Origin of the sequence: Shewanella sp. (assembly GCF_013214165.1) — a bacterium.
In the GTDB taxonomy this organism is placed as follows: Bacteria; Pseudomonadota; Gammaproteobacteria; order Enterobacterales; family Shewanellaceae; genus Shewanella.
Genome location: NZ_JABSSM010000067.1, coordinates 1 through 23,468, shown reverse-complemented (window position 1 = coordinate 23,468; position 23,468 = coordinate 1). Strand labels below are relative to the sequence as shown.

17 protein-coding genes, 4 tRNA genes and 1 rRNA gene are annotated in these 23,468 nt (G+C 46.2%); 1 reads left to right on the top strand and 21 read right to left on the bottom strand.

Features of this window, described 5'->3' with window-relative positions; all coding sequences use genetic code 11:
* The 17 genes from rpsJ to HRU42_RS16260 all read right to left on the bottom strand — a co-directional run.
* The coding region (rpsJ, locus tag HRU42_RS16340; protein ID WP_295032534.1) for a 30S ribosomal protein S10 at nt 1-229 on the bottom strand (229 nt) is incomplete at its 3' end.
* Between the two features lie 424 nt (nt 230-653).
* Nucleotides 654-1,838 carry an elongation factor Tu gene (gene tuf / locus HRU42_RS16335; RefSeq protein WP_295032520.1) on the bottom strand — a complete coding sequence of 395 codons (1,185 nt, stop codon included), beginning with the start codon at nt 1,836-1,838 and terminating at the stop codon, nt 654-656.
* 81 nt (nt 1,839-1,919) lie between these two features.
* Nucleotides 1,920-4,016: an elongation factor G gene (gene fusA / locus HRU42_RS16330; RefSeq protein WP_295032532.1), complete on the bottom strand. Its 2,097-nt coding sequence runs from the start codon at nt 4,014-4,016 to the stop codon at nt 1,920-1,922.
* 75 nt (nt 4,017-4,091) lie between these two features.
* Nucleotides 4,092-4,562 (bottom strand): 30S ribosomal protein S7, encoded by a 471-nt coding sequence (rpsG, locus tag HRU42_RS16325; RefSeq protein WP_287945797.1) that lies wholly within the window; start codon nt 4,560-4,562, stop codon nt 4,092-4,094.
* Nucleotides 4,563-4,639: 77 nt separating this feature from the next.
* The gene (rpsL, locus tag HRU42_RS16320; RefSeq protein WP_295032531.1) at nt 4,640-5,014 is read right to left on the bottom strand and encodes a 30S ribosomal protein S12; all 375 of its coding nucleotides are present in this window, start codon (nt 5,012-5,014) and stop codon (nt 4,640-4,642) included.
* Nucleotides 5,015-5,203: 189 nt separating this feature from the next.
* Nucleotides 5,204-9,430 (bottom strand): DNA-directed RNA polymerase subunit beta', encoded by a 4,227-nt coding sequence (rpoC, locus tag HRU42_RS16315; RefSeq protein ID WP_295032529.1) that lies wholly within the window; start codon nt 9,428-9,430, stop codon nt 5,204-5,206.
* Nucleotides 9,431-9,510: 80 nt separating this feature from the next.
* Nucleotides 9,511-13,542, bottom strand: coding sequence for a DNA-directed RNA polymerase subunit beta (gene rpoB / locus HRU42_RS16310; RefSeq protein ID WP_295032527.1), 4,032 nt, complete (start codon nt 13,540-13,542; stop codon nt 9,511-9,513).
* A gap of 235 nt (nt 13,543-13,777) precedes the next feature.
* Nucleotides 13,778-14,146 carry a 50S ribosomal protein L7/L12 gene (gene rplL / locus HRU42_RS16305; RefSeq protein WP_193633103.1) on the bottom strand — a complete coding sequence of 123 codons (369 nt, stop codon included), beginning with the start codon at nt 14,144-14,146 and terminating at the stop codon, nt 13,778-13,780.
* Between the two features lie 46 nt (nt 14,147-14,192).
* Nucleotides 14,193-14,693, bottom strand: coding sequence for a 50S ribosomal protein L10 (gene rplJ, locus HRU42_RS16300; RefSeq protein ID WP_193633110.1), 501 nt, complete (start codon nt 14,691-14,693; stop codon nt 14,193-14,195).
* Between the two features lie 265 nt (nt 14,694-14,958).
* A complete protein-coding gene (rplA, locus tag HRU42_RS16295; RefSeq protein ID WP_295032524.1) occupies nt 14,959-15,660 on the bottom strand; it encodes a 50S ribosomal protein L1 in 702 nt (233 codons plus the stop codon).
* Between the two features lie 4 nt (nt 15,661-15,664).
* A complete protein-coding gene (rplK, locus tag HRU42_RS16290) occupies nt 15,665-16,093 on the bottom strand; it encodes a 50S ribosomal protein L11 (protein ID WP_144048520.1) in 429 nt (142 codons plus the stop codon).
* A gap of 125 nt (nt 16,094-16,218) precedes the next feature.
* Nucleotides 16,219-16,770, bottom strand: coding sequence for a transcription termination/antitermination protein NusG (gene nusG, locus HRU42_RS16285; RefSeq protein WP_144048521.1), 552 nt, complete (start codon nt 16,768-16,770; stop codon nt 16,219-16,221).
* Nucleotides 16,771-16,779: 9 nt separating this feature from the next.
* Nucleotides 16,780-17,151: a preprotein translocase subunit SecE gene (gene secE, locus HRU42_RS16280; RefSeq protein WP_295032522.1), complete on the bottom strand. Its 372-nt coding sequence runs from the start codon at nt 17,149-17,151 to the stop codon at nt 16,780-16,782.
* A gap of 263 nt (nt 17,152-17,414) precedes the next feature.
* Entirely contained in the window at nt 17,415-18,599 is a 1,185-nt protein-coding gene (gene tuf, locus HRU42_RS16275; protein ID WP_295032520.1) for an elongation factor Tu, read from the bottom strand.
* Nucleotides 18,600-18,783: 184 nt separating this feature from the next.
* A tRNA-Gly gene (locus tag HRU42_RS16270) sits at nt 18,784-18,857 on the bottom strand.
* Between the two features lie 35 nt (nt 18,858-18,892).
* Nucleotides 18,893-18,977: transfer RNA gene (locus HRU42_RS16265), tRNA-Tyr, on the bottom strand.
* A gap of 7 nt (nt 18,978-18,984) precedes the next feature.
* Nucleotides 18,985-19,060: transfer RNA gene (locus HRU42_RS16260), tRNA-Thr, on the bottom strand.
* A gap of 232 nt (nt 19,061-19,292) precedes the next feature.
* On the opposite strand from HRU42_RS16260, the gene coaA reads away from it, so the two are divergent.
* Entirely contained in the window at nt 19,293-20,243 is a 951-nt protein-coding gene (gene coaA, locus HRU42_RS16255) for a type I pantothenate kinase (RefSeq protein ID WP_295032518.1), read from the top strand.
* 14 nt (nt 20,244-20,257) lie between these two features.
* Here the strand turns inward: coaA and birA are convergent, their stop codons facing one another.
* From birA to rrf, 4 genes are all read right to left on the bottom strand, one after another.
* Nucleotides 20,258-21,220, bottom strand: coding sequence for a bifunctional biotin--[acetyl-CoA-carboxylase] ligase/biotin operon repressor BirA (gene birA / locus HRU42_RS16250; protein ID WP_295032516.1), 963 nt, complete (start codon nt 21,218-21,220; stop codon nt 20,258-20,260).
* Entirely contained in the window at nt 21,213-22,244 is a 1,032-nt protein-coding gene (murB, locus tag HRU42_RS16245) for a UDP-N-acetylmuramate dehydrogenase (protein WP_295032514.1), read from the bottom strand. Before murB ends, birA begins: the two co-directional genes overlap by 8 nt.
* Nucleotides 22,245-22,958: 714 nt before the next feature.
* A tRNA-Asp gene (locus HRU42_RS16240) sits at nt 22,959-23,035 on the bottom strand.
* 102 nt (nt 23,036-23,137) lie between these two features.
* Nucleotides 23,138-23,253 (bottom strand): 5S ribosomal RNA (gene rrf / locus HRU42_RS16235).
* Nucleotides 23,254-23,468 lie beyond the last annotated feature (215 nt).

The window sequence follows — 23,468 nt, the reverse complement described above, 5'->3', positions numbered from 1 at the left end:
CGATGTCAACTAGACGTTTGTGAGTACGAAGTTCGTACTGATCACGCGCATCTTTGTTAACGTGTGGAGAAGTCAAAATGGTATAACGTTCTTTACGCGTTGGTAGTGGAATTGGACCACGTACCTGTGCGCCTGTACGCTTAGCAGTTTCAACGATTTCCGCAGTAGATTGATCGATCAGACGATGATCAAATCCTTTTAAGCGGATACGGATTCTTTGGTTCTGCATAGACCAGAGCTCCTAAAATGGACACATAAAAAATCACCCTCTTGCTATACCAAAGGTACGCAGAGCGAGATGATTTAACCGTTCGACTCCCAATCGGAGCCGCTGTTTTTTTGATTAAACTTTAAAAGTTTAATTCGTAATTCGCCTAATGGTTAAGGCGAGCCGCTAGTATACTGATTTATCTTCATAGATCAAGCCCCTTGTCTGAAATAACACCAACAAGGCATTTACCAAGCGAATAGCTGCATCAAGCCCATAAATGTAGGTAGACATTAAACGGCCAGAGCCGAGAACAAGACATTAATCTACAAGCTTTAACAAGATAGCCATTCAAATTACCAGCCGGCCTTTTGCGGTAAATTTCAGACAATAAAAAAGGAAGCCGAAGCTTCCTTTTATTAGTGCCTTGCAAGACTAGTCGCTATTAAGCGAGGATCTTAGCAACAACACCAGCACCAACAGTACGACCACCTTCACGGATAGCGAAGCGTAAACCTTCATCCATCGCGATTGGGCAGATTAGTGTTACTACCATCTGCACGTTATCACCAGGCATGACCATCTCTACGCCTTCTGGAAGCTCGATAGTACCAGTCACGTCAGTTGTACGGAAGAAGAACTGTGGACGATAGCCTTTGAAGAATGGAGTGTGACGTCCGCCTTCTTCTTTTGACAGAACGTAGATTTCTGATTCAAAAGTTGTGTGTGGAGTGATTGAACCTGGAGCCGCTAGCACCTGGCCACGCTCAACATCTTCACGCTTGATACCACGTAGAAGCACACCACAGTTCTCGCCTGCACGACCTTCGTCAAGCAGTTTACGGAACATTTCAACACCGGTACAAGTTGATTTAGTGGTATCTCTGATACCAATAATTTCAACTTCTTCACCAACCTTGATGATACCGCGCTCAACACGACCCGTTACCACTGTACCACGGCCTGAGATTGAGAAAACATCTTCGATTGGAAGAATGAATGCACCATCGATAGCACGCTCTGGCTCAGGAATATAAGTATCCAACGCTTCTGCAAGCTCAAGGATCTTAGCTTCCCATTCAGCTTCGCCTTCAAGGGCTTTAAGTGCTGAACCTTGGATAACTGGAAGGTCATCACCTGGGAAGTCATATTCAGAAAGAAGTTCACGAACTTCCATTTCTACTAGCTCAAGTAGCTCTTCGTCATCAACCATGTCACATTTGTTCATGAATACGATGATGAAAGGTACGCCAACCTGACGAGAAAGCAGGATGTGCTCACGAGTCTGTGGCATTGGGCCGTCTGTAGAAGCAACTACTAGAATCGCGCCATCCATTTGAGCAGCACCAGTGATCATGTTTTTAACATAATCGGCGTGACCAGGACAATCTACGTGTGCGTAGTGACGTGCAGGAGTGTCATATTCGATGTGAGAGGTATTAATTGTAATACCGCGCTCACGCTCTTCAGGAGCGTTATCGATCTGTGAGAAATCTTTAACTTCACCACCGTAAGTCTTTGCCAAAACAGCAGAGATAGCAGCAGTTAGAGTTGTTTTACCATGATCCACGTGTCCGATAGTACCGACGTTGACATGGGGTTTAATGCGTTCAAATTTTTCTTTAGCCACGATATATTCCTTTCTTCTCAGAAATGCCCGGCTTGACACCGAGCAATAGCAATTAATTTTTAGTTATGGTAACCCGGCTAACTAGCCTCGGGCATCCATAATCGCTTTCGCAATGTTTTGCGGCGCGTCGGAATACTTCAAAAACTCCATGGAGTATGAAGCACGTCCTTGAGTCGCGCTGCGCAAATCAGTTGCATACCCAAACATTTCAGATAGAGGCACTACGGCATGAACGAGCTTGACGCCGGCAATGCCGTCGTCCATTCCTTCGATCAAGCCACGACGCCTGTTCAAATCACCGACAACATCTCCCATGTAATTCTCAGGAGTGGTGACTTCAACTTTCATGCAAGGTTCCAGGAGCCTAGGGTCTGCTTCGAGAGCGCCCTTCTTAAAGCCCATGGAAGCCGCAACTTTAAAGGCCATCTCATTAGAGTCCACATCATGATATGAACCATCAAAGAGAGTGACCTTGACGTCCAAGATAGGGAAACCGGCGAGTACGCCGCTCTTCATCTGCTCTTGAATACCTTTATCTACTGAAGGGATGTATTCTCTCGGAACAGCACCACCAACAATCTCGTTAACAAATTCATAGCCGAAACCTTCTTCTTGAGGCTCCAGTTTCAACCAAACGTGACCGAATTGACCTCGACCACCTGATTGACGAATGAACTTGCCTTCGACTTCTACACTCGAGCGAATAGTTTCACGATAAGCAACCTGAGGTTTACCTACGTTACACTCGACACTGAATTCGCGACGCATACGGTCGACGATAATGTCTAAGTGTAGCTCACCCATGCCAGAGATCAGTGTCTGACCCGATTCAGGATCGGTTTCGACACGGAAAGAAGGATCTTCCGCTGCAAGTTTTTGCAACGCAATGCCCATCTTCTGTTCATCGGCTTGAGATCTAGGTTCCACGGCAATCGTGATCACGGGCTCAGGAAATTCCATGCGTTCCAGGATGATTTTATGATCAATATCACAAAGCGTATCACCCGTAGTCACGTCCTTGAGGCCAATAGCAGCCGCGATGTCACCAGCGCGAACTTCTTTGATCTCTTGGCGATCGTTAGCATGCATCTGCACCATACGACCCACACGTTCCTTCTTCTGCTTAACCGAGTTATACACGCCAGAACCTGTGGTCAATACACCCGAATATACGCGTATAAAAGTCAAGGTTCCAACGAATGGGTCTGTCGCTATCTTAAATGCCAACGCAGAGAAAGGTGCATTGTCGTCCGCAGCGCGTTCAACATCTTGCTCATTTTCATCTATGCCTGTGATTGCAGCCACTTCGACGGGCGATGGTAGATAATCAATAACGGCATCTAAAACCGCTTGCACACCCTTGTTCTTAAATGCAGAACCACAAGTTGCAAGTACAATTTCATTAGCCAGAGTCCGTTTTCGCAGCGCCTGCTTGATCTCGTCTTCTGATAGTTCGCCCCCATCGAGGTACTTCTCCATCAGTTCATCCGAGGCCTCAGCGGCAGCTTCAACCAGATACTCACGCATCTCACTCGCTTTTTCAGCCAGCTCAGCAGGAATATCTTCATAGGAGAATGTCAAACCTTGATCGGCTTCAGACCAGTTAATGGCCTTCATCTTGATCAGGTCAACAATTCCTTTAAACCCCTCTTCCGCACCAATATTCATATGAATCGGCACACAAGTCGCACCCAAACGGTCACGTATCTGTTCGATGACGCTATCAAAGTCAGCACCGGCACGATCCATCTTATTGACGAATACTATGCGAGGTACATGATACTTATCGGCTTGTCGCCAAACAGTTTCAGATTGTGGTTCAACACCCGATGCTCCACAGAACACAACAACCGCACCATCGAGTACGCGCAGAGAACGTTCGACTTCAATGGTGAAGTCAACGTGTCCCGGAGTATCTATGATATTGATACGGTGCTCAGTAAACTGAGCTTCCATACCGCGCCAGAACGTGGTCGTTGCCGCAGAAGTAATGGTAATACCACGCTCCTGCTCCTGCTCCATCCAATCCATGGTGGCTGCGCCATCATGAACTTCACCAATCTTATGAGAAACACCGGTGTAGAACAAAATACGTTCTGTCGTTGTGGTTTTACCTGCGTCGACATGAGCAACAATACCAATATTTCGGTAGCGCTCAATCGGAGTTGTACGAGCCACGTTTAAACCCTCTTGACTAAGGCTAATGCCCTAGAGATGTAGAATATGGAGCTGGCAACAGCCAGCTCCATCAGATTACCAGCGGTAATGAGCGAACGCTTTGTTCGCTTCTGCCATACGATGCACGTCTTCGCGCTTCTTAACAGCAGTACCTTTGTTGTCTGAAGCGTCTAGCAATTCACCGGCTAGACGTAGAGCCATAGATTTTTCACCACGCTTACGAGCAGCTTCAACTAACCAACGCATACCCAATGCATTACGACGAACTGGGCGTACTTCACATGGTACCTGGTAAGTAGAACCACCAACACGACGAGACTTAACCTCGACTGAAGGGCGGACGTTATCCAGGGCTGCTTCAAGGATCACTAGATGGTCTTCGCCTTTCTTTTCGAAAGCGGTATCTAGTGCCTTGTAAATAATTTTTTCTGCAGTCGACTTTTTGCCGTCCTGCATGATGACGTTGATGAACTTAGCCAGCAACTCACTTTTGAACTTTGGATCTGGTAGGATTTTACGTTGTCCTACAACGCGACGTCTTGGCATAACAATTTCTCCGTATGCTTCAGGGACCCCAAAACTGGAATCTTAATATCTAGCTTGGCCTTACTCAACGGAAAACGTTAAGATTTAGGACGCTTAGCTCCGTACTTAGAACGACCTTGGCGACGGTCACTCACGCCAGCACAATCTAATGCGCCACGGATCGTGTGGTAACGCACACCGGGTAGATCTTTAACACGACCACCACGGATTAGAATTACGCTGTGCTCCTGCAGGTTGTGGCCTTCACCGCCGATGTACGAAGTCACTTCGAAACCGTTAGTAAGACGCACACGAGCTACTTTACGTAGTGCAGAGTTAGGTTTTTTTGGTGTGGTTGTGTATACGCGAGTACAAACACCACGTTTTTGTGGACACGCATCCAACGCTGGCACATTAGTCTTGACGACTTTTGGCGAGCGAGGCTTACGGACCAACTGGTTTACAGTTGCCATGTATAGCTCCGAATCAGTTGATAAACTCAACAGTAAGGTGTGAAAAATCTATATCCCACAGGTGTGGGACGCGAAATTTTAGAAAGGTAATGGCATTCTGTCAAGAACTACACAAGTTTTAACCAATATAAAGTAAAAAAAAGGCGCCTAAGGCGCCTTTTTTACAATTTATTAACTTTTAAACCCGATTTAATCAGAACTTCCAGCCAGATTTAGCAGGTCAGCCAGGTTTTGCTCGGCTTCACTTGCTGTGATCGCGGATGTCTGTTCAGTCGTCTTACCCGCTGCTTTAGCCGCTAATGCAGCATTACGCTTCTGATGGTAAGCGTAACCAGTACCAGCAGGTATCAAGCGACCCACTATCACGTTCTCTTTCAGACCGCGTAGTTTATCGCTCTTACCGCCTACAGCCGCTTCCGTAAGTACACGAGTAGTTTCCTGGAACGATGCAGCAGAGATAAACGACTCTGTTGCAAGCGATGCCTTGGTAATACCCAACAACTCACGGTCGAAGGTCGCAGGCTTCTTACCCTGAGCTTCAAGCTCACGGTTAGCGATCTTAACGCGAGCCACTTCAGCTTGCTCACCAGCAAGGAACTTACTGTCACCTGCATCTGTGATCAAACACTTACGTAGCATCTGACGGATAATCACTTCGATGTGCTTATCGTTAATCTTTACGCCCTGTAGACGGTAAACGTCTTGAACTTCATTAACGATATAGTTTGCCACTTTATGAATACCACGAAGACGTAGAATATCATGAGCAGCCTCGGCACCATCGGCAATAACTTCACCACGTTCGACTTTTTCACCTTCGAACACGTTAAGGTTACGCCACTTAGGGATCATCTCTTCGTAAGGCTTGCCACCATCGGCAGGCGTGATCAACAGACGACGCTTACCTTTAGTCTCTTTACCGAACGAGATAGTACCTGAGTACTCGGCAAGAATTGCCGGCTCTTTTGGCTTACGCGCTTCGAACAAGTCGGCAACGCGAGGTAGACCACCGGTAATATCACGAGTCTTAGATGACTCCTGTGGAATACGCGCTAACGCATCACCAACATTAATCGCCGCGTTATCGTCCTGGTTGACAATCGCTTTACCCGGTAGGAAGTATTGTGCAGGTACTTCTGTACCCGGGATCTTCAAGTCCTCACCGCTAGCATCTAGAAGACGAATCGAAGGACGCATCTCCTTACCAGCTGTTGGACGTTGACCCACTTCCATTACCACGATTGAGGATAGACCCGTTAGATCGTCTGTTTGACGTGTCATGGTGACACCTTCAATCATATCGACGAACTTAATGGTACCCGCAACTTCAGAGATAATTGGGTGAGTGTGAGGATCCCAGTTAGCGATGATCTCGCCAGGCGTTACAGGAGCGTCTTCTAGTTTCTCTAGAATCGTACCGTAAGGCACCTTATAACGCTCCTTCTCACGACCAAGCTCATCGATAATCGCGATCTCTGACGAACGAGAAACGATAACCAACTTGCCTTCGATGTTGGTGACATGCTTAGCGTTATGAAGCTTAACTGTACCCGTATTCTTCACCTGAACATTGTTTTCAGCAGAAGCTCGAGAAGCCGCACCACCAATGTGGAAGGTACGCATCGTTAGCTGTGTTCCTGGCTCACCAATTGACTGAGCAGCAACAACACCGATAGCCTCACCTTGGTTGATGATATGACCACGAGCCAAATCACGACCATAACAGGCTTTACAAACACCGAAATCGGTATTACAGCTAATCACAGAACGAACGATAATTTCGTCGATTGAGTTCTCTTCCAAGGTGTCACACCATGCTTCATCGAGCAGAGTGTTACGAGGAGCAAGCACTTTGTCTGTACCAGGATAGAACACATCGAGAGCAACCACACGACCGAGTACACGCTCACGTAGCGGCTCAACAACATCACCACCTTCGATCAGCGGCTTCATTGTCAGACCTTCTAATGTGCCACAATCATCTTCGATAACGACCAGATCTTGGGCAACATCAACCAGACGACGAGTCAGGTAACCCGAGTTGGCTGTCTTCAATGCGGTATCGGCTAGACCCTTACGCGCACCGTGAGTCGAGATGAAGTACTGAGATACGTTCAAACCTTCACGGAAGTTCGCCACAATCGGGGTTTCGATGATTGAGCCATCAGGCTTAGCCATCAGACCACGCATACCGGCTAACTGACGGATCTGTGCGGCACTACCACGAGCGCCCGAGTCAGCCATCATATAGATGCTGTTAAATGACTCTTGCTCTACTTCTTCACCGTCACGGTTAATCACTGTCTCTTTTGACAGGTTATCCATCATGGCTTTAGAAATTTTCTCGTTGGCACTGGCCCAGATATCGATGACCTTGTTGTAACGCTCACCGGCGGTAACCAGACCCGATTGGAACTGCTCTTGAATCTCGAGCACTTCGGCTTCGGCATCGGCAACTAAGGTGTACTTAGCCGCTGGGATAACCATATCATCGATGCCTACAGAAGCGCCCGATACTGTTGCATAATGGAAACCGGCATACATCAATTGGTCGGCAAAGATAACGGTATCTTTAAGGCCTAATTGACGATAACAAGTGTTCAGTAGTTGACCTATCTGCTTCTTACCCATGTTCTGGTTAACCAGATCGAAAGACAAGCCTTTCGGTAAGATGCGAGAAAGTAGTGAACGTCCCACAGTAGTATCTACGATACGACGTGCCTCGGTACGCTCGCCATCTTCGGCAATATGAGTCTCGGTAATACGCACTTTAACTTGAGCATGAATAGCGGCGAAACCAGTTTGATAAGCTTTTTCAACTTCATCGATGGATTCGAACACCATGCCCTCGCCTTTACCGTTAACACACTTACGGCTAGCGTAGTACAGACCCAATACAACATCCTGTGACGGTGTGATAACCGGCTCGCCGTTTGCTGGCGATAGGATGTTGTTAGTAGACATCATTAACGAACGTGCTTCCAACTGAGCTTCAAGCGTCAGCGGCACGTGAACAGCCATTTGGTCACCATCGAAATCGGCGTTGTACGCCGCACATACGAGTGGGTGAAGCTGAATCGCTTTACCTTCAATCAGTACCGGCTCAAATGCCTGGATACCTAAACGGTGAAGTGTGGGTGCACGGTTAAGCATGACCGGATGTTCACGAATGACATCGTCTAGTACATCCCAAACTTCGGCAACTTCACGTTCGACCATTTTCTTAGCCGCTTTGATCGTCGTCGCTAGACCACGAGCTTCAAGCTTGCCATAGATGAAAGGCTTAAATAGCTCCAGTGCCATCTTCTTAGGAAGACCACACTGATGCAGGCGCAGCGTTGGACCTACGGTGATCACCGAACGTCCAGAGTAATCGACACGCTTACCTAGCAAGTTCTGACGGAAACGACCTTGCTTACCTTTGATCATATCGGCCAAAGATTTAAGCGGACGCTTGTTAGAACCCGTAATAGCACGACCACGACGACCGTTATCTAATAGCGCATCCACAGACTCTTGCAACATACGCTTTTCGTTACGTACTATGATGTCTGGTGCGGCTAGATCTAACAGACGCTTTAGACGGTTGTTACGGTTGATCACACGACGATATAGGTCGTTAAGATCAGACGTAGCGAAACGTCCACCATCTAGTGGAACTAGAGGGCGTAGATCAGGTGGCAGAACCGGTAGCACTTTAAGGATCATCCACTCAGGCTTGTTGCCCGATTGGAAGAAAGCCTCAATAAGCTTAAGACGCTTAGTCATCTTCTTGCGACGAGTCTCAGAATTGATTGTTGGCAATTCTTCGCGCATCGACTCAATTTCTTTCTCAAGCTCGATAGCACGCAGCAGTTCAAGCACTGCTTCGGCACCCATCTTAGCTTCGAATTCGTCACCGTACTCTTCTAACGCGTCGAGATAGCTCTCTTCGGTTAGCATCTGTCCGCGTTCAAGGCTGGTCATGCCAGGCTCGATCACCACGAATGATTCGAAGTAAAGTACACGTTCGATGTCACGCAGGGTCATATCCAACATCAAGCCGATACGAGACGGCAGAGATTTAAGGAACCAGATATGTGCTACTGGGCTGGCTAGATCTATGTGACCCATACGCTCACGGCGTACTTTAGTCTGTGTCACTTCTACGCCACACTTCTCACAGATCACACCACGGTGCTTCAAGCGCTTATATTTACCACATAAACACTCATAGTCTTTTACTGGACCAAAAATACGCGCACAGAACAAGCCTTCACGCTCAGGCTTGAAGGTACGGTAGTTAATGGTTTCTGGCTTCTTAACTTCACCAAATGACCAAGAGCGGATCAGATCTGGTGACGCTAGTCCGATCTTGATACCGTTAAATTCTTCGGTCTTGCTTTGCTGTTTCAGAAACTTTAATAAGTCTTTCACGTTTCTCTCCTGAAGGAGTTAAACCGAGTGCCCCGCTAATGCAGGACACCAATTTATTGCCAAATTAACCTAAGCTAATTTTAGTCTTGATCCAACTCGATATTAATACCGAGTGAACGGATCTCCTTCAACAATACGTTGAATGACTCTGGCATGCCTGGTTGCATCTGGTGATTACCGTCGACGATGTTCTTATACATCTGAGTACGACCGTTCACATCATCAGACTTAACGGTTAGCATTTCTTGAAGAGTATATGCCGCACCGTATGCTTCTAGTGCCCATACTTCCATCTCTCCGAAACGCTGACCACCAAACTGAGCTTTACCGCCCAGTGGCTGCTGTGTAACAAGGCTGTATGAACCCGTAGAACGAGCATGCATCTTGTCGTCAACCAAGTGGTTAAGCTTGAGCATATACATGTAACCTACGGTTACTTTACGCTCAAATTCATTACCGGTACGACCATCATACAAGGTGCGTTGTCCAGAGGTAGGAAGCTTGGCAAGTGCTAGCATTTCCTTGATCTCTTTCTCTTTCGCACCATCGAATGCTGGAGTCGCAATCGGTATACCACCCTTAAGGTTCTTAGCCAGACGCAGTACTTCATCATCGGTAAAGGAATCGATATCGACGCGCTGTAGCACATCGTCACCTAACTCATAAATTTCTTTGATGTAAGCACGAATTTCAGCTAATTGACGCTGCTCTTCAAGCATGGCGGTGATCTGATCACCGATGCCTTTAGCTGCCGCGCCCATGTGAACCTCTAAGATCTGACCGATGTTCATACGCGATGGTACACCGAGCGGGTTCAATACGATGTCGATTGGGTTACCATTCTCATCGTAAGGCATGTCTTCAACAGGGTTAATCTTAGAGATAACACCCTTGTTACCGTGACGACCCGCCATCTTATCACCAGGCTGGATAGTACGCTTAACAGCAAGGTAAACCTTAACTATCTTAAGTACGCCAGGTGCTAAGTCATCACCTTGGGTGATTTTACGACGCTTGATCTCAAACTTCTTATCGAAGTCGGCTTTCAATTCGTCATGCTGCTCGGCAAGTTGCTCAAGTTCTGTCTGCTTAACTTCATCTTCAATTGTCTGTATCAGCAACTGAGAACGAGGAATAGCATCGAGTTGTGCCTGTTCGAAGCCTGCATTCAATAGCAAGTTACGTGCACGTCCATAAACACCCTCTTCGAGGATCTTGAACTCTTCGGTCAGATCTTTCTTAGCCTGAGCGATATGCATCTCTTCGATTTCAACCGCACGCTTGTCTTTCTCAACGCCGTCGCGGGTAAATACCTGCACGTCGATGATAGTACCTTTCACTGAGTTAGGTACACGTAGCGAGCTGTCTTTAACGTCAGAGGCCTTCTCACCGAAAATGGCTCGGAGGAGCTTCTCTTCTGGAGTCAGCTGAGTTTCACCCTTAGGTGTCACCTTACCAACCAGGATGTCGCCACCCTTAACTTCGGCACCGATATAAACGATACCCGATTCGTCCAGCTTAGAAAGCGCAGACTCACCCACGTTTGGAATATCAGCGGTGATTTCTTCACTACCCAGCTTGGTATCACGAGCGATACAAGAAAGCTCCTGAATGTGAATAGTGGTGAAACGATCTTCCTGAGCTACACGCTCAGAGATGAGGATTGAATCCTCGAAGTTGTAACCATTCCAAGGCATGAACGCGATACGCATGTTCTGACCAAGGGCCAGATCACCCAGATCCGTAGAAGGACCATCGGCCAATACGTCACCAACAACCACAGGATCACCAACAGAACAACAAGGACGTTGGTTAATACAAGTGTTCTGGTTAGAACGTGTGTACTTAGTCAGGTTATAGATATCGATACCGGCTTCGCCTGGGCGTAGCTCAGATTCGTTAACCTTGACCACGATACGGCTGGCATCGACATAATCGACACTACCACCACGCTTAGCAACAACCACAACGCCTGAATCGACCGCAATAATACGCTCGATACCAGTACCCACTAATGGCTTATCAGCTCTTAGTGTTGGTACTGCTTGACGTTGCATGTTCGCGCCCATCAAGGCACGGTTAGCATCATCGTGTTCTAGGAACGGGATCAGTGAGGCTGCTACAGAGATAATCTGCTGCGGCGATACATCCATATACTGGATATCGGTAGCACGCATAAAGGTTGAATCACCCTTATGACGACAGGCAACCTGCTCTTCGAGTAGACGTCCGCTCTTATCTATATCTATGTTCGCCTGAGCGATAACATAACGACCTTCTTCGATTGCCGACAGATAATCTATCTGATCGGTAACCACACCATCTTCTACCTTGCGGTAAGGTGTTTCGAGGAAACCGTAAGAGTTAGTACGCGCGAAACTGGCTAACGAGTTGATCAGACCAATGTTCGGACCTTCCGGAGTTTCGATTGGACACAAGCGACCGTAGTGAGTCGGGTGTACATCTCGAACTTCGAAGCCGGCACGTTCACGAGTCAAACCACCTGGACCAAGAGCCGAAATACGACGCTTGTGAGTCACTTCAGAAAGTGGGTTGTTCTGATCCATAAACTGAGACAGTTGAGACGATCCGAAGAACTCTTTAACTGCGGCAGAGATAGGCTTAGCATTGATAAGATCTTGTGGCATTAGCTCATTAAGATCACCAAGACTTAAACGCTCACGTACGGCACGTTCTACACGAACTAGACCGACACGGAACTGGTTCTCAGCCATTTCGCCAACACTACGGATACGACGGTTACCCAAGTGATCGATATCATCGACCTCATCGCCACCGTTACGAATAGTAATGATGTTCTTCATTACCGCAACGATGTCTTCCTTAGATAGGATACCTGAGCCTTCGTCTTCGCCGATGCTTAAACGACGGTTGAACTTCATACGACCCACTTTAGACAGGTCATAACGCTCTTCACTGAAGAACAAGTTCTGGAATAGGCCTTCGGCCGCATCCTTGGTTGGTGGCTCGCCAGGACGCATCATACGATAGATCTCAACTAGCGCCTCGAGGCGGTTAGTTGTAGAGTCGATACGTAAGGTATCTGACATGTAAGCGCCGTTAGCAAGATCATTGATAAATAGAGTGCTTATCTCTTTGATGCCTGCCATTGAAAGCTTAGCAAGATCTTCCAGGGTGATCTCAGCGTTAGCTGAAAGCAATACTTCACCTGTGTCTGGATCTATGTAGTCCTGACCCGCAATCTTACCCGCAATATAATCTACTGGTACTTCTAGCTCAGTAGTCTTTGACTTCTCTAGCTGACGAATGTGACGTGCAGTAATGCGGCGTCCTTTCTCAACTAAGATACTGCCATCAGCATCTTTGATGTCGTAACTTGCAGTCTCGCCGCGAAGACGTTCTGCAACGAGATCCATCACTAATGAATCTTTCTTGATCTTGAAGTTCACGCGATCGAAGAAAATATCCAGAATATCCTGAGTCGAATAATCTAGTGCACGCAACATGATAGACGCCGGAAGTTTACGACGGCGATCTATACGTACGAAGAGTGCATCTTTTGGATCGAATTCAAAATCTAACCAAGAACCACGGTAAGGGATGATACGTGCGTTATATAACACTTTACCTGAAGAGTGGGTCTTACCACGGTCATGATCGAAGAACACACCGGGTGAACGGTGTAACTGAGATACGATAACACGCTCAGTACCATTGATAACAAAGGTACCGTTGTCAGTCATCAGAGGGATATCCCCCATGTAGACTTCTTGTTCTTTAATGTCTTTGACTGTGCCTGGTGCAGCTTCACGGTCATACAAGACCATACGCAATTTAACGCGCAGTGGTGCTGAGTATGTAATACCGCGGATCTGACACTCTTTCACATCAAAAACAGGCTCACCTAACTTATAGCTGACATACTGCAGCTCTGAGTTACCAGAAAAGCTCTTGATGGGAAAAACGCTACGGAAAGCGGCTTCAAAGCCACGCTCGCCAGTAGGATCTTGATCAGTGAACTTCTTAAATGAGTCCAACTGTATTGAGAGTAGGTAAGGGATATCCAAAACTTTTGGACGTTTACCAAAATCTTTACGAATACGCTTCTTTTCAGAATAGGAGTAAACCATGGGTTTCCTCTGATTTCGAGATGTGACCAAGACTGATTCAAAAAGTTGAAACAGCGCGTTTGCCCATCACCGTTGATGGCAAGAACCTAACCAGTAATCTCTGTTAGGAACTGCATGATCTGGCGACAAACGGTGAAAAAAAAAATCGCCTACGCTTACAGCGCAAAAAAGGCCGACGGTTAAAAAACCGTCAGCCTTCACCCGATGACTCGGGCGGAGTAAGTTAAATAATAACTTACTTGATCTCTACAGAAGCACCAGCTTCTTCAAGAAGAGTCTTAAGTGCTTCAGCTTCTTCTTTAGAAATAGCTTCTTTAACAGCTACTGGAGATGCTTCAGCCATAGCTTTAGCTTCTTTCAGGCCAAGACCTGTAGCGCTACGAAGAGCTTTAATTACTTTAACTTTGTTCTCACCGAACGAAGTCATCATAACGTCAAATTCAGTCTGCTCTTCAGCAGCGCCGCCATCAGCAGCTCCGCCAGCAACAACTGCAGCAGCTGCAGATACGCCGAACTTCTCTTCCATTGACTCGATTAGTTCAACAACTTGCATTACAGACATTTCTGCAACTGCGTTTAAGATATCGTCTTTAGTGATAGACATAACAAAAAATTCCTATTGTTCTGAATTTAAGCGGCTAAGTATAAACTTAAGCTGCTTCTTCTTTTTGATCGCGAAGGGCGGCCAGTGTACGAACTAGCTTGCCAGCAGATGCTTCTTTCATTGTCATCATCAACTGAGCAATTGCTTCGTCGAATGTTGGCAGTTTCGCTAAGCGATCTATATCGGCTGCAGGGATTAATTCCCCTTCAAAGGCTGCTGCTTTGATTTCAAACTTCTCTTGTTCTTTAGCGAAGTCTTTAAGAAGACGCGCTGCAGCACCTGGGTGCTCGTTAGAGAAGGCAATCAAAGTAGGACCGGTAAACGTATCGCTAAGGCACTCAAAATCAGTACCTACAACTGCGCGTTTAGCTAATGTATTACGTACAACTTTTACGAATACACCAGCTTCGCGAGCTGCTCTACGCAGACCGGTCATATCACCTACAGTTACACCGCGTGAATCGGCTACAACTGCAGATAAAGCACCTTTGGCAGCTTCGTTGACTTCAGCAACAATCGCTTTTTTGTCTTCGAGTCCTAATGCCATTGGCTTTACTCCTGGATTAAATCTAGGGAATTCCCTAGCAATTACCATACTAATCATAAATATGATTAGTGATTTACGGTGCTTATCCAGTAGAACAAAATCTTTCTGGGGTTCGACACCGTCTACGTAGGAAATTAAGTCAGCCATTAAGCCAACACCTACGGTCTTGGACGGAAGCCTAAGATTTGACCATCTAAATGGCTAAATTATAGACCTCAACCCACAAGGTGCGCGCATTATAGACTAATACGCTAACCTTGTAAAATTACTTACCGTCTTCCAGAGTACCCTGGTCAACTGCAACACCTGCGCCCATAGTGGTCGAGATGCTGATTTTCTTAAGGAAAATACCTTTAGCAGCTGCAGGCTTAGCTTTCACTAGTGCCGCAACAAGTGCTTCTAAGTTTTCCTTTAGCTTAGCAGTTTCGAAGTCCACTTTACCGATAGTAGTGTGGATGATACCGTTCTTATCTGTACGGTAACGAACCTGACCCGCTTTAGCGTTCTTAACTGCTTGAGCAACATTTGGTGTTACTGTGCCAGTTTTAGGGTTAGGCATTAGACCACGTGGGCCTAAGATCTGACCGAGTTGACCAACAACACGCATTGCATCAGGAGAAGCAATAACAACGTCGAAGTTCATTTCACCAGCTTTGACTTGTGCAGCAAGCTCGTCCATACCGACCAGTTCAGCACCAGCGGCTAAAGCAGCTTCTGCATTTGCACCTTGTGTGAACACGGCAACACGAACGTCACGACCAGTACCATGTGGCAACACAGTTGCACCACGAACGTTTTGGTCAGATTTACGTGGGTCTACACCAAGATTTACAGCAACATCTACACTCTCAACGAACTTAGCCGTTGCTAGTTCTTTAAGAAGCTCAACAGCCTCATTGATGTCGTAGTTTTTAGTTACTTCTACTTTCTCGCGAATTATGCGAGCGCGCTTAGTTAGTTTAGCCATTTTCTTAATCCTCTACTACCAAACCCATTGAACGAGCAGTACCTTCAATTGTGCGAGTCATCGCATCAATATCAGATCCAGTCATGTCAGCAGCTTTTGTCTCAGCAATTTCCTGGACAGCGCTACGCTTGATAGTTCCCACTTTTTCAGTGTTAGGACGACCAGAACCAGACTTCAGACCTGCTGCTTTAAGCAGTAGGAAAGATGCAGGTGGTGTCTTAGTTTCAAAAGTGAACGAACGGTCAGTATAAACCGTGATAACAACAGGAATTGGCATGCCTTTCTCGAACTTCTCAGTACGAGCATTGAATGCTTTACAGAATTCCATGATGTTAACACCTTTCTGACCTAGAGCAGGCCCGACTGGTGGCGACGGATTTGCAGCACCGGCTGCGACTTGTAGTTTGATGTAACCATCAACTTTCTTAGCCATGAGTATTTCCTCAGTTTGGGTTCAAACGCCACTGACTAGATGTCAGCAAGCTCCCCGAAAAACAATGGGTGCGGATTTTATAACAAATCCGCACCCATTCCAAATAAATTTTGCGTTTAATTTAATCAGCTCTTTTCGATCTGACTAAAGTCTAGCTCGACGGGTGTTGAACGGCCGAAGATCATCACAGAAACCTTAACGCGGTTCTTCTCATAATCGACCTCTTCAACAGTACCGTTAAAGTCAGCAAACGGACCATCGGTAACGCGAACCACTTCACCAGGTTCGAACATGACGCGATGTGTTGGAGACTCGGTAGTTTCCTGCAGACGCTGTAGTATTCTATCAGCTTCCACATCAGAAATGGGAGCGGGACGATCCGAAGTGCCGCCGATGAAACCCATCACACGAGGGATGCTCTTCACCAAGTGCCAGCTTTCATCGTTCATTTCCATCTGGACAAGTACATATCCAGGGAAGAACTTGCGCTCGCTCTTACGACGTTGACCGGCTCTCATCTCGACAACTTCTTCAGTTGGGACGAGAATTTCACCAAAGTAGTGTTCCATCTTGTGCATCTGAATATATTCATTCAGAGTCTTAAGTACACGCCCTTCATAACCTGAAAAGGCCTGGACCACATACCATCTTTTTTTAGCTTCAGTTGCTTCAGTCATTCGAAGTGCCTATACGCCTGTAATAAAATTGACAATTCTCAGCAATACTGCGTCCATACCCCAAAGGATCAACGCAAGAACACCGGTCGCGGCTAATACAATAAATGTTGTATTGAGCGCTTCTTGACGCGTAGGCCAAACTACCTTACGTACTTCAATTTGTGCTTCACGAGCAAAGACTAGCGCTTGCTTGCCTTTCTCTGTTTGCAATGCAATGAATCCAGCTACAGCAAAAGCTGCAACAACACTGATTGCACGAACTAATACACTGGCTTCACTATACATCTGATTGCCGACAATAGCTGTTGCCAACAAGATAGCGACTAGAGCCCACTTTACGATATCCAGAGAATTACCCTGGCTTTCTGTATTTGTTGTCATCGGTTAATTCCGTTACTCACTACGACCTAAGGTGGTATCAGGTTGATCGCATTTTAATAAAATACTATCTAACCACTTAATTCCGAGCTTACTCTCGATGCGCTTAATGGTAAGCCCAAAGGGTCAAAAATCGGCCATAGATTGTATTCTTATTCTGACGAGTAATCAAGAATACAAGCAAGCTTGAGCCGAGTAAAATTAAAAATAACAAAAAAGGAAGCCGAAGCTTCCTTTTTTTGATGTTCTGTTAAGAGTCTATGCGATTAAGCAAGGATCTTAGCAACAACACCAGCACCAACAGTACGACCACCTTCACGGATAGCGAAGCGTAAACCTTCATCCATCGCGATTGGGCAGATTAGTGTTACTACCATCTGCACGTTATCACCAGGCATGACCATCTCTACGCCTTCTGGAAGCTCGATAGTACCAGTCACGTCAGTTGTACGGAAGAAGAACTGTGGACGATAGCCTTTGAAGAATGGAGTGTGACGTCCGCCTTCTTCTTTTGACAGAACGTAGATTTCTGATTCAAAAGTTGTGTGTGGAGTGATTGAACCTGGAGCCGCTAGCACCTGGCCACGCTCAACATCTTCACGCTTGATACCACGTAGAAGCACACCACAGTTCTCGCCTGCACGACCTTCGTCAAGCAGTTTACGGAACATTTCAACACCGGTACAAGTTGATTTAGTGGTATCTCTGATACCAATAATTTCAACTTCTTCACCAACCTTGATGATACCGCGCTCAACACGACCCGTTACCACTGTACCACGGCCTGAGATTGAGAAAACATCTTCGATTGGAAGAATGAATGCACCATCGATAGCACGCTCTGGCTCAGGAATATAAGTATCCAACGCTTCTGCAAGCTCAAGGATCTTAGCTTCCCATTCAGCTTCGCCTTCAAGGGCTTTAAGTGCTGAACCTTGGATAACTGGAAGGTCATCACCTGGGAAGTCATATTCAGAAAGAAGTTCACGAACTTCCATTTCTACTAGCTCAAGTAGCTCTTCGTCATCAACCATGTCACATTTGTTCATGAATACGATGATGAAAGGTACGCCAACCTGACGAGAAAGCAGGATGTGCTCACGAGTCTGTGGCATTGGGCCGTCTGTAGAAGCAACTACTAGAATCGCGCCATCCATTTGAGCAGCACCAGTGATCATGTTTTTAACATAATCGGCGTGACCAGGACAATCTACGTGTGCGTAGTGACGTGCAGGAGTGTCATATTCGATGTGAGAGGTATTAATTGTAATACCGCGCTCACGCTCTTCAGGAGCGTTATCGATCTGTGAGAAATCTTTAACTTCACCACCATAGGTCTTTGCCAAAACAGCAGAGATAGCAGCAGTTAGAGTAGTTTTACCATGGTCAACGTGACCGATGGTGCCCACGTTTACGTGAGGTTTAATACGTTCAAATTTTTCTTTAGCCATGGTATTGCCCCAATCAGATATCTTGGTGATGAAACCGACATACAACAAAAAATCCGATGCATAAATGTCATCGAATCAATTAAGTTTTATAGGATATTTGAAGCAGGCTGGCGCTGATGGCAGTGACTTAAAACTCACCCTTTAACTAGGGCATGCTCTTAAGGGTGAGCACATCAGCGAAAAATGGAGCGGATGGCGGGAATCGAACCCGCGTTATCAGCTTGGAAGGCTGGAGTAATACCATTATACGACATCCGCGCAACCTGCTTCAGGTTACCTAACTACCTAGAAAGTGGTGGAGGGAGAAGGATTCGAACCTTCGAAGGCTGAGCCGTCAGATTTACAGTCTGATCCCTTTGGCCACTCGGGAACCCCTCCAGAGAAATGGTGCCGGCACCAAGAGTCGAACTCGGGACCTACTGATTACAAGTCAGTTGCTCTACCAACTGAGCTATGCCGGCGTGTCATTTCGGTAGCGGATATTATGGAAGTGTGAGCACAAGTGCAATAGCTTTTTGTAAAAAAACCCAAAAAAAATGCCGAGTGTTGTTTTTTCGTCCATAAAAACAAGCTTTAGATGTTTTTTTGGACATCCTTTTAATCAGTGGTCAAACAGTAAGCATCTTGGCTGGGTTTCATATTGTTCATCTTAAACTGTTAGTGTACTGTTCCTCCCTCAAAGGGAGATAAGTAATGCCAACAGAAAATCCAATTCATAATGCACTATATCTTGCATTCCAAAGATCCCAGTGGGCCGAGTTACGTGAATCGGTACCCTTGACCCTAATTGAATCTGAACTCAAGAAGCTACGCGGCATAAACGAGAAGCTCTCTTTGACCGAAGTCACCGATATCTATCTTCCTCTGAGTCGGCTACTTAACCTGATTATCGGCGCCAAGCAGAAGCGAGGCTTAGTACTCAACAAGTTCTTAGGCAGGATACCTCCGAAACGACCCTATATCATCAGTATTGCCGGTAGCGTCGCCGTAGGGAAGAGCACTACGGCTCGAATTCTCCAGGCGCTATTGAGCCAATGGCCAGAACACCCAAGAGTCGATCTGGTCACTACCGATGGTTTTCTTTATCCCCTGGCGGAGCTGAAACGTCGCGGCTTACTCCAGCGAAAAGGCTTTCCAGAAAGCTATGATATGAAGATGCTGGTGAAGTTTATTTCTCAAATTAAAGCCGGAGAGCACCCCGTCAGAGCACCGATTTATTCTCATATCAGCTATGATCGCATCGTTGATAGGCAGCAGGTAATAAAACAACCAGACATACTGATTATCGAAGGCTTAAATGTGCTGCAAACGGGTCAGGATGTCGCCGTTGGCATACAACAGCCCTTCGTTTCCGACTTTGTCGATTTCTCAATTTATGTCGATGCGGAGGAGTCATTACTGAAAAAATGGTACGTAGATAGGTTCCTCCAATTTAGAGGCGGCGCCTTTAGTGATGAAAAGTCTTACTTCCACCATTATTCAAAACTTAACGATGATGAAGCGACTAGCATAGCGTCCAACATCTGGGACAGCATCAACGGTCCAAACCTGAAATTGAATATTGAACCCACCAGAGATCGTGCCCACCTTATCTTGCAAAAAGGCAATGATCACCTGATGAGTCAGGTCCTATTGCGAAAATAGCCGACTTCGAAGTATTAGATCGCGCTTCTAAGGCTAATCTCGCCACCCACAAATGCTTTTATGCCTTTATCTGTTTCGAGTAGAATGGCGCCGGACTCATCTACTCCCTTACAGATACCCTCTACCTGGTTATCCCCCATCAGGAGCTTTACCTGCTTATTGAAGAACACATCGACTGCCTGCCAGCGTGGTAAGAAGGCAGTTAACCCTAGCTGCTCAAAAGTAGAAAAGTCATGGTGTAACTGTTTCTGTAGCGCTATTGCCAGCTCTGTTTTACTCGGACAAGCAGGATTGGCAGCAAGATCACTCCAGGCTTGATCAATTTTATCTCCCTGAGACTGAGACATGGAAATATTAATCCCAATCCCCACAACCAGATGACATTCACTGTCCGCCTGTCCGCTCATCTCAATCAAGACGCCAGCCAATTTCTTGTTATTCAGATAGATATCGTTTGGCCATTTAACCCCTAAATCTTGGATACCAAAACTTTGCAATACCTTAACCAGTGAGCAAGCGACTACCAGGCTGAGCCCAGACGCCTGAGACATCCCCTGCTCCAACTTCCAGTACATGGAGCAATACAAATGACATCCATAGGGGGATACCCAGCTACGGCCCCGACGCCCTCGGCCTGCTGACTGATATTCTGCGATACAGATATCTCCCGATGTTAATTCGTGAACATGTTGCAACAGAAAGGCATTAGTGCTCGCTAGTTCATCGAAATAGAAACACCGGTTATTCAGTGAGCGGGTCAATTGCTCTTCATCGATCAAGGAAACCGGATTAGCTAACTTATAACCCTTACCCTTAACACTGAATATCTCGACACCATAGTCTTCAAGCGCATCTATATGCTTACTGATCGCTGTTCTCGATATACCAGCTTGTTTAGCTAGCTCTTCGCCGGAAACAAACTGCCCCCCCGCTAGTGCCGCTAATATCTCTCTCTTACGTGCCCACTGTTCAATCATCTGTTAATTCCTTTTCACCGTTAGCACCAATAATTCTAGGCTCAGCGGCTAATTTAATGCCGTATCGTTCTACTACCGCGCTAATGACTTTCTTAGCCAGCCCAGTGACATCTGTCCCCGTCGCATGGCCCATATTAACCAAAACCAGAGCCTGCTGCTGATGGACTGCTGCATCTCCGACCTTAAGACCCTTTAATCCAGCCCTGTCAATTAACCATCCAGCAGCCAATTTAACTGAATCTTCATCTACCGGGAAACCGACTATACCCGGATGATTTTCCACCAAGGAATCAAAGACTACACGTGAAACTAGCGGGTTCTTAAAGAAACTCCCCGCATTGCCCAGTACATCAGGATTAGGGAGCTTAGTATTTCGCATATTACAGATACAATCGAATATCTGTTTCGCGGTCACACATCCTTTCTCAAACGCCCTCAGTGGTCCGTATGATATCACCGGCTCCCAATGCTTACGCAGCTTGAGTCCAACCGCTGTAATCACTGCACAGGTGAGCAGCTCCCCCTTAAAAATTGAATCTCTATAGCTAAAGTGACAGTCATTGGTTGCTAAGCGCTGTAATTCACCGGTTCTGAGGTCAAGATACTCAACCCAATCACATACCTGCATCAGTTCGACACCATAGGCACCAATATTCTGAATTGGCGCCGCGCCAACAGTCCCAGGTATCAAGGCTAAATTCTCGAGACCCGAAATAGACATCGACAGGGTTTTCTCGACTAACTGGTGCCAATTTTCTCCCGCAGCCACGCTGAGGTAATGGTATTCATCATCCTCGGAAAACCCTATGCCCTTAGTCTTCACATGAACAACAGTACCTAAATAGTCATCTGTCAGTACAATATTACTGCCTCCTCCTAGAATCAAAAAATCTTGCTCACTTCGATAGAGTTCCAGGCAAGTAGATATTAATTCAGCTTTAGATTTGGCATGGATCAACTCGGCACAGCTATGGTCTATTTGAAAGGTATTGTAGGATTTTAAAGAATAAGGTACTGCAGGCATAGATAGAGACTTCTAAAGAGCATTAAAGCGGCATTGTAGCGTATTTAGCTAGCAGAAAGAATTGGCCCCAAGCTTAAGTACTATTTATGAGCACCATTTAACTCAAAGAATCACCTGCTGGTTATTCTTTTCACCAAAATGCAGACAGAAAACTGATGGAGTGTATGCCTAAACGATGTCTGGAACACTTCTGTTAAACCAAGAGTGGCACAACTGAACTACGAAGTGCATGGATGCACAAATGGCATAAGATTGAAGCAAAAGACATGGATGGTCGAGAGTGACCGCCCCTTTAGAAAATTGCTTTTTCGGAATGCTTTTTCATCGTTTTCACTCAAAAAGTGAACACAAAAAAGCCCTAACACTCCTTGTTTATAAGAAGTGTTAGGGCTCATCGTAATGTTTGTGGGCGCCTCATACATCAATAATTGGGCGTCAGGCACAAGCTTTCGAGCGCGAAGCTGGGGCGGACTATTTCTTTTATAAGAGTCCGCGACGCCAAAACGAAAAAAGCCTCTACATTGCTGTAGAGGCTTTCGTCTTTGTGTTGGCGGGTAAATATCGCGCAGCGATGTGCTCATGAACGAGAGGCTCGGATGCCGAACTGGGCTTTTAAGCATGGATGCTGTTGGACGGGACGGCCGCGACACATATAAGTAGCAAAATTTAGACACGAAAAAGCCCTAACATTGCTGTTAGGGCTTATCGTAATGTTGGCGGAGCGGACGGGACTCGAACCCGCGACCCCCGGCGTGACAGGCCGGTATTCTAACCAACTGAACTACCGCTCCTTTAGTAAATTGCCGAAGCATTTCACTAAATTCTTTTATCGTCGCTAACTTGTCAGGGTTAGGGGACGTGCTCTTACGAGCAACTCTTTCGAGTAAATAGGCGCCTGGAAATGACCTACTCTCACATGGGGAGACCCCACACTACCATCGGCGCGATTGCGTTTCACTTCTGAGTTCGAGATGGGTTCAGGTGGTGCCACAATGCTATGGTTTCCAGACTAATTTGGCGATTACTTTCAGCTTTTAAAAAGCTAAAGGTAAAAGAATTTAGAAAGCTGGCCATTTAAAATAGTCTTTTAAACAGCGTTAAATAAAAGTAATAATTAAGTTCAACTTAAATCAAGTTCATATTCTTTTGTGCTTATCAAGTAATACACGCATTAACCACATACTTCTCTTCACAAGAATAAACCCATCTGGGTTGTATGGTTAA